At 67.5% G+C, this 10,231-nt stretch carries 16 protein-coding genes and 1 pseudogene; 9 read left to right on the forward strand and 8 right to left on the reverse strand.

Features of this window, described 5'->3' with window-relative positions; translation table 11 throughout:
- Positions 1–486: pseudogene (locus SFU54_RS09120) on the forward strand (ATP-dependent helicase); the annotation flags it as partial.
- A 9-nt stretch (positions 487–495) separates the two neighbouring features.
- Entirely contained in the window at positions 496–1,287 is a 792-nt protein-coding gene (locus SFU54_RS09125; protein ID WP_319015967.1) for a DNA-formamidopyrimidine glycosylase family protein, read from the forward strand.
- A gap of 5 nt (positions 1,288–1,292) precedes the next feature.
- Here SFU54_RS09125 and SFU54_RS09130 read toward each other — a convergent pair whose 3' ends face one another.
- On the reverse strand, positions 1,293–1,811 hold the full coding sequence (locus SFU54_RS09130) for a hypothetical protein (protein WP_319015968.1): 519 nt from the start codon (positions 1,809–1,811) through the stop codon (positions 1,293–1,295).
- 96 nt (positions 1,812–1,907) lie between these two features.
- On the opposite strand from SFU54_RS09130, the gene SFU54_RS09135 reads away from it, so the two are divergent.
- Positions 1,908–2,432, forward strand: a complete 525-nt coding sequence (locus SFU54_RS09135) for a thermonuclease family protein (protein WP_319015969.1) — start codon at positions 1,908–1,910, stop codon at positions 2,430–2,432.
- A gap of 7 nt (positions 2,433–2,439) precedes the next feature.
- Here SFU54_RS09135 and SFU54_RS09140 read toward each other — a convergent pair whose 3' ends face one another.
- Complete coding sequence (locus tag SFU54_RS09140) at positions 2,440–3,147, reverse strand: SOS response-associated peptidase (protein WP_319015970.1); 708 nt, start codon at positions 3,145–3,147, stop codon at positions 2,440–2,442.
- Positions 3,147–3,416, reverse strand: a complete 270-nt coding sequence (locus SFU54_RS09145) for a glutaredoxin family protein (protein ID WP_413466595.1) — start codon at positions 3,414–3,416, stop codon at positions 3,147–3,149. The genes SFU54_RS09140 and SFU54_RS09145 overlap by 1 nt, the downstream gene beginning before the upstream one ends.
- A 35-nt stretch (positions 3,417–3,451) precedes the next feature.
- Between SFU54_RS09145 and SFU54_RS09150 the strand changes: the two genes are divergently transcribed.
- The gene (locus SFU54_RS09150; RefSeq protein WP_319015971.1) at positions 3,452–4,219 is read left to right on the forward strand and encodes an HAD-IB family hydrolase; all 768 of its coding nucleotides are present in this window, start codon (positions 3,452–3,454) and stop codon (positions 4,217–4,219) included.
- Between the two features lie 77 nt (positions 4,220–4,296).
- Here the strand turns inward: SFU54_RS09150 and SFU54_RS09155 are convergent, their stop codons facing one another.
- The 3 genes from SFU54_RS09155 to SFU54_RS09165 all read right to left on the reverse strand — a co-directional run bounded on the left by SFU54_RS09155 (position 4,297) and on the right by SFU54_RS09165 (position 5,260).
- A complete protein-coding gene (locus SFU54_RS09155) occupies positions 4,297–4,395 on the reverse strand; it encodes a 30S ribosomal protein bS22 (protein ID WP_003792170.1) in 99 nt (32 codons plus the stop codon).
- Between the two features lie 71 nt (positions 4,396–4,466).
- On the reverse strand, positions 4,467–4,661 hold the full coding sequence (locus tag SFU54_RS09160) for a helix-turn-helix domain-containing protein (protein ID WP_319015972.1): 195 nt from the start codon (positions 4,659–4,661) through the stop codon (positions 4,467–4,469).
- Positions 4,662–4,777: 116 nt separating this feature from the next.
- A complete protein-coding gene (locus tag SFU54_RS09165; RefSeq protein WP_319015973.1) occupies positions 4,778–5,260 on the reverse strand; it encodes a metalloregulator ArsR/SmtB family transcription factor in 483 nt (160 codons plus the stop codon).
- A gap of 69 nt (positions 5,261–5,329) precedes the next feature.
- Here SFU54_RS09165 and SFU54_RS09170 point away from each other — a divergent pair, with 69 nt between their 5' ends.
- Positions 5,330–6,781, forward strand: coding sequence for a TrkH family potassium uptake protein (locus SFU54_RS09170; RefSeq protein WP_319015974.1), 1,452 nt, complete (start codon positions 5,330–5,332; stop codon positions 6,779–6,781).
- Entirely contained in the window at positions 6,774–7,445 is a 672-nt protein-coding gene (locus tag SFU54_RS09175; RefSeq protein WP_319015975.1) for a TrkA family potassium uptake protein, read from the forward strand. The genes SFU54_RS09170 and SFU54_RS09175 overlap by 8 nt, the downstream gene beginning before the upstream one ends.
- Before the next feature lie 49 nt (positions 7,446–7,494).
- On the opposite strand, the gene SFU54_RS09180 is transcribed toward SFU54_RS09175, so the two are convergent.
- A complete protein-coding gene (locus SFU54_RS09180; protein ID WP_319015976.1) occupies positions 7,495–7,929 on the reverse strand; it encodes a hypothetical protein in 435 nt (144 codons plus the stop codon).
- Between the two features lie 92 nt (positions 7,930–8,021).
- Positions 8,022–8,849, reverse strand: a complete 828-nt coding sequence (gene proC, locus SFU54_RS09185; RefSeq protein ID WP_319015977.1) for a pyrroline-5-carboxylate reductase — start codon at positions 8,847–8,849, stop codon at positions 8,022–8,024.
- Positions 8,850–8,909: 60 nt separating this feature from the next.
- On the opposite strand from proC, the gene SFU54_RS09190 reads away from it, so the two are divergent.
- The 3 genes from SFU54_RS09190 to SFU54_RS09200 all read left to right on the forward strand — a co-directional run.
- Positions 8,910–9,200 (forward strand): hypothetical protein, encoded by a 291-nt coding sequence (locus tag SFU54_RS09190; protein ID WP_319015978.1) that lies wholly within the window; start codon positions 8,910–8,912, stop codon positions 9,198–9,200.
- Positions 9,201–9,283: 83 nt separating this feature from the next.
- On the forward strand, positions 9,284–9,655 hold the full coding sequence (locus SFU54_RS09195; RefSeq protein WP_319015979.1) for a hypothetical protein: 372 nt from the start codon (positions 9,284–9,286) through the stop codon (positions 9,653–9,655).
- Between the two features lie 31 nt (positions 9,656–9,686).
- Positions 9,687–10,231: cation transporter (locus tag SFU54_RS09200; protein ID WP_319015980.1), on the forward strand; the 545-nt coding region annotated here is incomplete at its 3' end.

Raw genomic sequence — 10,231 nt, forward strand, 5'->3', positions numbered from 1 at the left:
CGCCGCGGCTACATCGTTGAGGGCCTCGGCGCGGCCCAGTTCGCGACCCCCGCCACGATCGACCGCGTGCGCACCTATGGTCGAGACGCGGATGCGGCCCCCGCCCTGGCACCCATCGTTCTCGCCGCAACCGACCCGGCCAACCCCTTCGGTGCGGCCCTCTCGTGGCCGGCGAGTCAGCCCGACGCCGCCGCGGGGTCGACCGCGCACCGGCCAGGACGCAAAGCCGGAGCTCTCGTCGCTCTCGTCGACGGGCACCTCGCGCTCTACCTCGAACGCGGGGGCAAGAGCGTGCTCACCTTCACCGATGAGCCCGCCGTGCTCGAGGCCGCGGCCGTCGAACTCGCAGCGGTCGTGCGCGCGCGCCTGCGGTCGCTGCGCGTCGAACGCGTCAATGGTGCGAGCGTTTTTGGCACGCCGCTGGCCGAGGCTCTGCAGGCTGCGGGCTTTGTCGCGACGCCGCAGGGCCTGCGCATTCGGATCTAGGAGCGATCGATGCCCGAAGGCGACACCGTTCACCGCGCGGCGGCGCGACTGCACGCCGCGCTCGCGGGGCAGACCGTGCTGCGCAGCGATGTGCGCGTGCCGCGCTTCGCGACGGCCAACCTCAGCGGTGAACGCGTCGACGAGGTCGTGGCCTACGGCAAGCACTTGCTCATGCGCATCGGCGACGTCTCGGTGCACTCGCACCTCAAGATGGAGGGCGCGTGGCACGTCATGCGCCGCGGCGAGCGCTGGCGCCGCCCCGCCTTCGAAGCGCGCATGGTGCTCGAAACGACCGCGAGCGAGGGCACGCCGTGGCAAGCCGTGGGCTTCGCACTCGGAGTGCTCGAGCTCGTTGCCCGTGATGCCGAAGACGAGGTGATCGGCTACCTGGGCCCCGACCCCTTGCGCGACGACTTTGACCGCGACGAGGCGCTGCGCCGTCTCACCGCCGACCCCGAGAGGCCCATCGGTCTCGCCCTGCTCGACCAGCGCATCGTTGCCGGCTTCGGCAACGACTACCGCAACGAGTTGCTCTTCTTGCGCGGCGTGCGGCCCGAAACCCCGACCGGTGAGGTGGATGCTGCCGCCGCACTCGATCTCGGTGTGCGGCTCATTCGTGCCAACCGCGACCGCGACGAGCGCACGACCACGGGCAACACCCGTCGCGGCGAACGCCTGTGGGTTGCCCACCGCGACGGTCGCCCGTGTCGCCGCTGTGGCACGACCGTCGAACGGGGATTACTGGGAGACGATGCGCTCTCCGAGCGCATCACGTGGTTCTGCCCGAGCTGCCAGCGTTAGGGCGCTTATTCGGGACTGACCTCGGTCACGCGCGACGGCCGCCAGGCGACGATGCGCAGGGCCGTCGCCGCGACGAGCGCGATGACGCCGGCGATGACGAGCGGCAGCGCCGCGGCATCGGCAATACGCGGCACGACGTAGACACTGGGGTCGTAGATTCCCGAGGCGGGCGGCACGCTAAACGCGAACTCGGCATAGACCGTCAGCGCGAAGCCGGCGAGAGTCGCGACGGCTCCGACGATCCAGAGAGACCTCAGCCACGGGTTGCCCGCGACGATGAGTTCGAAGTGCTGGCGGTCGGCGGGGACGTCGAGCTGCGCATCCGTCACCCGATCGTTTCTCGCGGGGGTATCGCTGAGGCTGTCGCGCACCCCCGGGGCCGACGCGGGCGCGGGGCGCGACGCCGCGTGCGTGCGCACCGCGCTGGCTCCGTCAACGACAGGGCCTGTCGCGGCGCCCCCGCGTTGAAACGCTTCGGGGTAGCGAGGGTCAATGCCGGGTGAGGGCGACGATGCGCGTGCCATGCTGCTCCTTCGCTGCCGGGCCGCTCAACCGGTCGGCGTTCGCCAGCCTAACCCCGCGCGCGCGACGTGTCAGGGGGCGCCCGGTAGCCTCACAGCATGATTGCCGCCACCCTGCGTCCGCTCGCCGCCCTCGCTCTCGTGGGCCTGCTCGGCTCGATCGACGGCTGCCTGCAGACCGGCGAGCCCAGCGTGCCACTGCAACCGGGAGTTCCCGCAGCGTCGGCCGAGGGAACCGGCACCGTCGTGGGCATCACCGATGGCGACACGCTGCGGCTCGAGGTCGACGGCGTCGAATTGCGCGTGCGACTCGTGGGCATCGACACCCCGGAGGTGTACCCCGACGTCGAGTGCTTCGGCCCCGAGGCCGAAGATGCGCTCGCGGCCTTGGCGCCGCGCGGCAGCACGCTGAGCTACGCCTATGACCGCGACCCGCGCGACCAATACGACCGCGAACTCATGTACCTCTTCACGACCGACGGCACGTTTATCAACTACGAACTCGTCGCCCAGGGCTACGCCGAGGCCCTTGTCGTTGAGCCCAACGACCGCTACTACGACGACTTCGTGATTGCCGAGCGCGAGGCCCAGTCGCAGGGGCTCGGCCAGTGGGGGCAGTGCTAACGCACGGTTAGACCGGTTCGATGAGGTGCGGACCGTCGCCCCGCAATGGAGCAACCGGGTACAGCTCAAGCCGCTCGAGCACCTGCTCGCTCTCGGCCACCACCATGTCGACGAGCGACTGATCGCCCTCGACCGTCGGGTCAAGCCATTCATCCCACACCTCGCGCGGTAGCATCACCGGCGCCCGATCGTGGATGCTCGCCGTCGGCCCCACGGAATCCCGCGTCAGCATCGTGGCCGTGAGCACCCACGGCGTGGGCTCCGCCCCCTCAGCAAACGGAGCTCGCCACCACGAATAGAGGGCGGCCATCGCGAGCTCGCCCGCCTCGGGGTCGGTGATGAAGTGCGGGGTCTTGGTCGTGCCGACGGTGTGCCACTCGTAGTAACCATCGGCGGGCAAGATCGCGCGCGACTTTACGAGCGCGCCCTTGAACGTGTTCTTCTCGCTCACGGTCTCGCTACGCGCATTGAAGGTGGGGTACTTCGAGGTGAGCTCGGGGCTCCACCGCGGCACGAGTGACCAGCGCGCTGTCGTGACCAGGCGGGAGGGCATCCCCTCGGGGTCGTCTTTCGGCACCCGGTCGACGACAATCGGCACCTGCTGCGTGGGCGAAATGTTCCAGCTCGGGGGCATCGCGACGTCGTCGACCTCATCGGCTTCGAAGTACTGCCCCAGCTCTTCGCCACTCTTGGTGTTGGCATAGCGTCCGCACATCAGTGCCCCCTCTCGGCGAGCGCCGCCTGCAAGCGCTCGGCATCCACGCGATAAATGGTGTGTACGTCACCGTCGATGAGCACGACCGGAATTTCGTCCCAGTAGCGATCGTGCAACTCGGGGTCGTCGAGAATCGACCGCTCGTCGAACTGCACCGCGTCGCGCCCGGCAAGCACCGTGGTGACGACCTCGCGGGCGTCATCACACAAGTGACAGCCCGGCTTGCCGATCAGAGTCAGGGTGATGGAGGGCACGGCGGCGGGGGGCACGACCCCAGCATAGGCAGGTGCCTATGCTGGAGGGGATGTCCACCCCCGTCAGCGACGCCGGCCCCGCCGGGCGCGCTCCCGCCTCCGCCCCCGTGATCGCGTTCTTCGACGTGGACAACACTCTGCTGCGTGGCGCGAGCGTCTACTACCTCGGTCGCACGGCCTGGAAGCGGGGACACCTCGGCTGGCGCGACCTCACACGCTTTGCCTGGCAACAGGCCCGATTCACCTCCGTCGGCGAAAACCACCAGCACCAGCTCGCGGTGCGCGATCGCGCTCTCGAACTCATCGCCGGCCACTCGGTCGCCGAGCTCGATGAGATCGCCGAAGAAACGTATGACTCGTCGCTCGTGGGGCTCTTGCACGAGCAGGTCGTCGCGCGGGCCCACGATCACATCGCTCAGGGTCACGAAGTGTGGGTCATCACGGCGACACCGCACGCGTGCGCGCGCGTCATCGCCGAGCGGCTCGGGCTCACGGGCGCCATGGGCACGCACATCGAGAGCGTCGACGGCGTCTTCACGGGCGCGCTCGTTGGCTCGGTCATGCACGGCCCGCACAAGGCCGAGGCGGCCGCCCGACTCGCCGCCGAGAAGGGCGCCGAGCTCGCCGACTGCTGGGCCTACAGCGACTCGCGCAACGACATCCCCCTGCTGGAGCTCGTGGGCCACCAGCAAGTCGTGAACCCCGACGCCGCGCTTGCCCGCTACGCGCAGGCGCGCGGCTGGCCCGTGATGCGCGACCGGCCGCGGTCATCCCGTCGCCGTCGTCGCGATGGCGAGAGCACGCCCCCGCAGGCATAAGCCCTGCACCAGTAAACCCAGCAGAAAGACGAAAGCGCCCGACCAAGTGGCCGGGCGCTTCGTATGGGGCCGATGCCCTACTTCTTGTTGCGACGCTGGTGACGCGTCTTGCGCAGCAGCTTGCGGTGCTTCTTCTTCGCCATCCGCTTGCGGCGCTTCTTGATGACAGAACCCATGGAAAATCCTCTGATCGTCGACTGAACGGGAGCAACGGCCCGTTCAGGACCGTGTCATGTACCGACCGAGTCTAGCCGACGTCGGCGACGGGCATCTCGATGGCCGCAACAACGGCCGATTCGGGGATGCGGAAGCTGCGCCCAAAGCGAATCGCGGGCAACTCGCCGGCGTGCACCATGCGGTACACGGTCATCGTTGAGACGCGCATCATGTCGGCTACCTCGGCAACGGTGAGAAACCGCACGTCAGACAGATCGCGGGTCATGGGCAGTCATCCTGTCGTTCACGCGCACAGCACCCTCGTGGCGCGTGTGCACGAAGTTCAGAGTAGGGGCTGGTGTGACTCGTGTAAAGACGCCCGAAAAGGGGGGTGACGCCTCGTCAGTCTTGGTTCTTCCACGGCAGCCGCTTGCTCACGGCCTCTTGCACGTCGTGCAGTTTCTCTTGCGCTCCCTCGATGATCGTGCGCGCTTGGTGCGAGGCATCGGCGGCAACACGCCCGACCGAGCTGCCCGCGCCCGCCACGTTGGCGCCGGCCCACGCGGCGAAAACGGGAGAGCCATCGTTGTCGGGGTCGAAGTCGGCACTGAGAAAGGGAATGATCCAGTCTTCAACCTCTTCGAGGGGCGCCGAGTCGACGGTGTAGTAGCGGTGCTGACCTTCGTCGCGCACGGTGACGAGTCCGTGATCGCGCAACACCTTGAGGTGCTTTGACACCGTCGGCTGCGTCGCGTCCATGCGGTCGACGAGTTCGCTCACGCTCAACTCCCCTGCGACACCCTCACCCCGCAAAGAAGCGTCAAGCAAGTGCTGCAACAGTTCCCGACGGGTGGCGTCGGCGATCACGTCGAAGATGTCGGCCATGCCACCAGGCTAGTCAGCCCCGGCCGGGAGTACCATCAGGGGCGGTCCGTTGGCCGGTGAGGAGCCCCGATGTCTACAACGAACCGCATTCGCGGCAACCGGCGCGACGGCCAGGCGAACCCCTTCGCTCGCGCGTGGGTGGCGTTTACCGACTCGTTCACCGCGTCTCCCGCGCGATTCGCGATCGTCATCTTCACGGCGCTCATTCTCATCACGACGCTGCTCTTGACGTTGCCGATCGCCAAAGCGGGAGTCGGCTCAAGCGCGCCCCTTGCCGACGCGCTGTTCACCGCAGTGTCGGCCGTGTGCGTGACCGGGCTCGCGACCGTCGACATGGCGACCTATTGGTCACCCTTCGGCAACATCGTGATCATTCTCGCGATGCAGATCGGTGGCATCGGCGTGCTGACCATGGCGAGCATCCTGGGCCTCATCGCGGCTCGACGCATCGGGCTGCGCGCCAAGCTCATCGCGGCGAGCGACACGAATGCCGCGCGCGTGCACGCACGACCCGTTGCCGAGTCGCAAGCGGTTCGCCTCGGCGAAATCGGCGGCCTGCTGTTCACCGTTGCCGCGAGCGCCATTGTCATCGAGCTCGTCATCACCGCGCTCATCGTGCCGCGCTTGCTCATCGAGGGCTTCGACCCGTGGTCGGCCATTTGGCAGGGCTTCTATCTCGCCCTCTCGGCCTTCACCAACACGGGCTTCGTTCCGTTCACGCCCGGCATGGAGCGCTTCGCGAGCGACCCGTGGATGCTCTCGGTTCTCTCGATCGCCGTGTTTCTCGGCGCCATCGGCTTTCCGGTCATCTTCGCGCTCGCCCGCTGGCTGCGCACGCGCGCGCGACTCACCCTGCACGCGCGTGTGACGCTCATCACCACGCTCATTCTCATTGGCGTCGGGGCGCTCGCCATCGGCTTCTTGGAATGGCAGAACTCCGCGACGCTCGGCGGCCAAGACGGCGTCACGCGGCCCATGACCGCGCTGTTTACGTCGATCATGTCGCGCTCGGGCGGGCTCAGCACGGTCGACATCGGCGAGATGAACGGCTCGACCCTGCTCGTGCTCGACATGCTCATGTTCGTGGGCGGCGGCTCAGCATCCACCGCCGGTGGCATCAAAGTGACGACGCTCGCGGTGCTGTTCTTCGCCGCCGTCGCCGAGGCACGCGGCGTCGACGACATGGAGGCCTTCGAGCGTCGCATCCCGAACGACGTCTTGAGGCTCTCGGTGAGCGTCGTGCTGTGGGGCGCCACGATCGTCGCGACCTCGACGGTCATCGTGCTGCACATCACCAAGGCCCCCCTCGATTTCGTGCTGTTTGACGTCATCTCGGCGTTCGCGACGTGTGGTCTCTCGACCGGGCTCACGAGCAACGATCTTCCTGACGCGGCGAAGTATGTGCTTGCGGCCACCATGTGGGCAGGGCGCGTTGGTACAGTGACCCTCGCCGCGGCCCTCGCCGCCAGCCAGCGTCGGCAGCTATTCCGGCGCCCAGAAGAGAGGCCCATCGTTGGTTGAGAGAATTCGCCACGACGCTCCCGTGCTCGTGATCGGCCTCGGGCGCTTCGGGGCGGCGACCGCTGGTCAACTGCAGCGCCTCGGGCGCGAGGTTCTGGCGGTCGACGACGACCCCAACCTCGTGCAGAAGTGGGCCGAGCGCGTCACCCACGCGGTGCAAGCCGACGCGCGGTCTCTGGATGCCCTGCGCCAGATCGGCGCCGACGAGTTCAGCATCGCCGTTGTCGCGACCGGCTCATCGATCGAGTCAAGTGTGCTGATCACGGCGAACCTCGTTGACCTCAAGATTCCGCAGATTTGGTCGAAGGCGATCAGTCAATCGCACGGCAAGATCTTGGCCCGCATCGGCGCCAACCACGTGATCTATCCCGAAGCCGAAGCTGGCGAGCGTGTGGCGCACTTGCTCTCGGGCCGCATGATCGACTTCATCGAGTTTGACGACGATTTCGTGCTGGTGAAGATGTACCCGCCCAAGCCCATTCGCGGGCTCTCGCTCACCGAGTCGCAGGTGCGCTCGAAGTACCGCATCACGGTCGTGGGCGTGAAGAGCCCGGGCAAGCCCTTTACCTATGCCACCGAGCAGACCGTGGTCTCAAACCACGACCTCATCATCGTCTCGGGCACCGAAGCCGACATCGATCGGTTCGCGTCGCTCGACAACTGAGGCGGAGGAAGCCCCGGCGAGAACGCGAACCGATCGCTGTCGTGGGGGGCTACTCGGTGGGCTCACCCGGCATCGGCGGGCCAGGGATCGTGCTGGGGTCAATACCCTGCTCTTCGAGCCACTGCTCGAACTGCGCGCGGCGCTCCTCACGATTCTCGGCGCGCTGGTCACGGTTCTCGGCCCGTTCATCCATGCGGTCGCCAATGCGCTCGGCAATCTCGCCGCGGTCGCCCCGCGGGCCCATGGCCGAGTCGCTGCCCTGGTCGCCATGACCACCCGGGCCGTCGGGCAACACGCGGCCGAGGGCCGTGCCGCCCGCGAAGGTCAGGCCCAGCACCAGCACTGACCCCACGGCAATGCCGGTGATCGCGAGTGCCTTCGGGGCGCCCGAGCGCTTCGCCGCAGGCGCGGCGGTCGCAGTCGGTTCGGGGGTCACCGTCGCGTCAGCGGCCGGCTCGGGGGTGATGTCGTCGTTCTTCGCCATCGGGATGCTCCCTCTACGTCAGGGACCCGCGACGGTTCGCGGATCAACGGCATCACCCTCGGCCGCGACCCTATGCGAACTCTATGTGCGCCCTATGCGCCAGCGGCCAGTTGCCTTGCGCGTTCCTCGGCGGCGCGCGCGGCCCGCTCAAAGAGATCGTCGAGGCGCGCCTCCTGGAGCACGGCAATGGCGCGCTCGGTCGTGCCCTTCGGACTGGTAACCCGCCGCCGGAGCTCGGCAGGGTCGTCGCCCGTCTCATCAAGCAACATCGCCGCACCGATCACGGTCTGCTGCACGAGCACTGCCGCAACGTGTGACTCGAAGCCCATCGCCTCGGCCGCGCGGGTGAATTCTTCGACGAGCAAGAAGAGATACGCAGGCCCCGAGCCGCTGATCGTCGAGAGTGCGTCGATCTGCGCTTCGGGAAGCTCAACCACGGTGCCCACCGTGCGAAACACGTCGTCAGCGAGCGCGAGGTGGGCTGCCGTTGCCCGCGATCCGCCACTGATTCCCGTGACGGCACGGCCGATCAACGCCGGAGTGTTCGGCATGGCGCGCACGACGGGGTTGGGCACGACCGACTGCATGGCCTCGGTCGTGATGCCCGCCGCGACGCTGACGATGAGCGCATCGGGGTGCAGGCTCGGGCCGAGTTCGGCGAGCACGGCCGTGATCTGCGCGGGTTTCACGCCGAGCACCACGATGCGGGCATCCGTCACCGCCCAATTGTTGGCCTCGGTATCGTGCTCGGTCGCGCGCGCCTCGATGCCCTCGGCACGCCAGGCCGCCGCCGACGACTCGGTGCGCGTGGTAACGCGCAGCTGAGCGGCACCCTCCGGCACTCGGTGGAGTCCGCGAGCGATCGCACCGCCCATCGAACCGGTGCCGATGATTGCGATGGCCGGAAGAGTTGCGCTCATGGCACGAGTGTAGGTTGGTGGCGAGTCCGCAACCGAAGTTCAGCGCACGGGGAGGCAGTCATGACCGAGTCCACGATCCGCGACGCGCTCATCGCGACGGCCGGTGTTCAGTCGGTTGGCGCCGTCGCGGTGCACGAGCTCGCCGACGGAGCCGTGCTGGTCACCGCTCGCCTTGGCTTCGCCCCCGCGACTCCGACGGCCGACATCGTCTTCATTCTCGAGGTCGCTCGCGCGCGCATCCGCGACGTAGCGCCCGACGCATCCGACATCGTTCTCGAACCCGAGCTCGCTGCGCCGCGCGACGATGCCAACCCCCCGACCGACGTCTTTGTCATTCGGGGCGCGGACTAGCGAGATTGCCGCTCGTCGTCACTACGCTGTGACGCGGCACGGTTCTGTGTCGCACCGTTGCACTGTCGTTCTAGGAGAGACTCGTGGACGTTCTGCACTCCGTCATTCTTGTCGGCCACTTCATCGGCCTCGCCGCCATCGTGGGCCCGTTCCTCATGCAGGCACGCTGGAAGGGCCAATTCGCGTTTCCCGTCGTGTTGGGCGGAGCAATCACCCAGCTGGTGACCGGACTGACGCTCGTGGGCCTTGCCGAAATGGGCGGCGACGATGACGACCTCAACTACGCCAAGATCGGCGTCAAGCTGACGATCGCGGTCGTGATCTTCGTGGTCGCGCTTCTGGGCTTCCTCAAGCAGCGCAAGACTCCCGGCGGCGGCGGCCGCGAACTGCTGCCGTTCTTCCACACCGCCGGCGGCCTCGCGCTCGTCAACATCGCGCTCGCCGTCTTCTGGTGATCTCTCGCCGCGGCCCCGTCGAGGCCTTCTCATGAGTGCATCCGGCGGGGCCAAGGCGATCATTGCGGCGTTGCTCGCCAACACCGGAATCGCCGTCACCAAATTCGTCGCCTTCCTGGTCTCGGGCTCCAGCGCGATGCTCGCCGAAAGCGTGCACTCGGTTGCCGACGCGGGCAACCAACTGCTGTTGCTGCTCGGTGGGCGACGCGCACGCAAAGCCGCTGACAGCGAGCACCCGTTCGGCTACGGCCGCGAACGCTACGTCTATGCCTTCGTTGTCGCGATCATCCTGTTCTCAATCGGTGGAGTGTTCTCGCTCTACGAAGGCGTCAGCAAGCTGCAAGAGCCACACCCCCTCGAGAACGCGTGGCTGCCGATTGTCGTGCTGCTCATTGCCATCGGTCTCGAGTCGTTTTCGTTGCGTACGGCCGTGCGAGAGTCGAACCACGTGCGCGGCACCCAGGGCTGGATTCAGTTCATTCGCCGCGCTAAAGCCCCCGAGCTTCCGGTCGTGTTGCTCGAAGACGTCGCGGCGTTGCTGGGCCTCGTCTTCGCCCTGCTTGGTGTGGGCCTGAC

This window comes from Microcella sp., assembly GCF_033763155.1.
GTDB lineage: Bacteria > Actinomycetota > Actinomycetes > Actinomycetales > Microbacteriaceae > Microcella.

Bases quoted from the DNA above. Each gene is read 5' to 3' on its own strand.
- SFU54_RS09135 (WP_319015969.1), top strand. From the start codon at position 1,908: ATGATTGCCGCCACCCTGCGTCCGCTCGCCGCCCTCGCTCTCGTGGGC.
- SFU54_RS09125 (WP_319015967.1), top strand. From the start codon at position 496: ATGCCCGAAGGCGACACCGTTCACCGCGCGGCGGCGCGACTGCACGCC.
- SFU54_RS09165 (WP_319015973.1), bottom strand. From the start codon at position 5,260: ATGGCCGACATCTTCGACGTGATCGCCGACGCCACCCGTCGGGAACTG.
- proC (WP_319015977.1), bottom strand. From the start codon at position 8,849: ATGAGCGCAACTCTTCCGGCCATCGCAATCATCGGCACCGGTTCGATG.
- SFU54_RS09140 (WP_319015970.1), bottom strand. From the start codon at position 3,147: ATGTGCGGACGCTATGCCAACACCAAGAGTGGCGAAGAGCTGGGGCAG.
- SFU54_RS09155 (WP_003792170.1), bottom strand. From the start codon at position 4,395: ATGGGTTCTGTCATCAAGAAGCGCCGCAAGCGGATGGCGAAGAAGAAG.
- SFU54_RS09150 (WP_319015971.1), top strand. From the start codon at position 3,452: ATGTCCACCCCCGTCAGCGACGCCGGCCCCGCCGGGCGCGCTCCCGCC.
- SFU54_RS09170 (WP_319015974.1), top strand. From the start codon at position 5,330: ATGTCTACAACGAACCGCATTCGCGGCAACCGGCGCGACGGCCAGGCG.
- SFU54_RS09160 (WP_319015972.1), bottom strand. From the start codon at position 4,661: ATGACCCGCGATCTGTCTGACGTGCGGTTTCTCACCGTTGCCGAGGTA.
- SFU54_RS09130 (WP_319015968.1), bottom strand. From the start codon at position 1,811: ATGGCACGCGCATCGTCGCCCTCACCCGGCATTGACCCTCGCTACCCC.
- SFU54_RS09180 (WP_319015976.1), bottom strand. From the start codon at position 7,929: ATGGCGAAGAACGACGACATCACCCCCGAGCCGGCCGCTGACGCGACG.
- SFU54_RS09190 (WP_319015978.1), top strand. From the start codon at position 8,910: ATGACCGAGTCCACGATCCGCGACGCGCTCATCGCGACGGCCGGTGTT.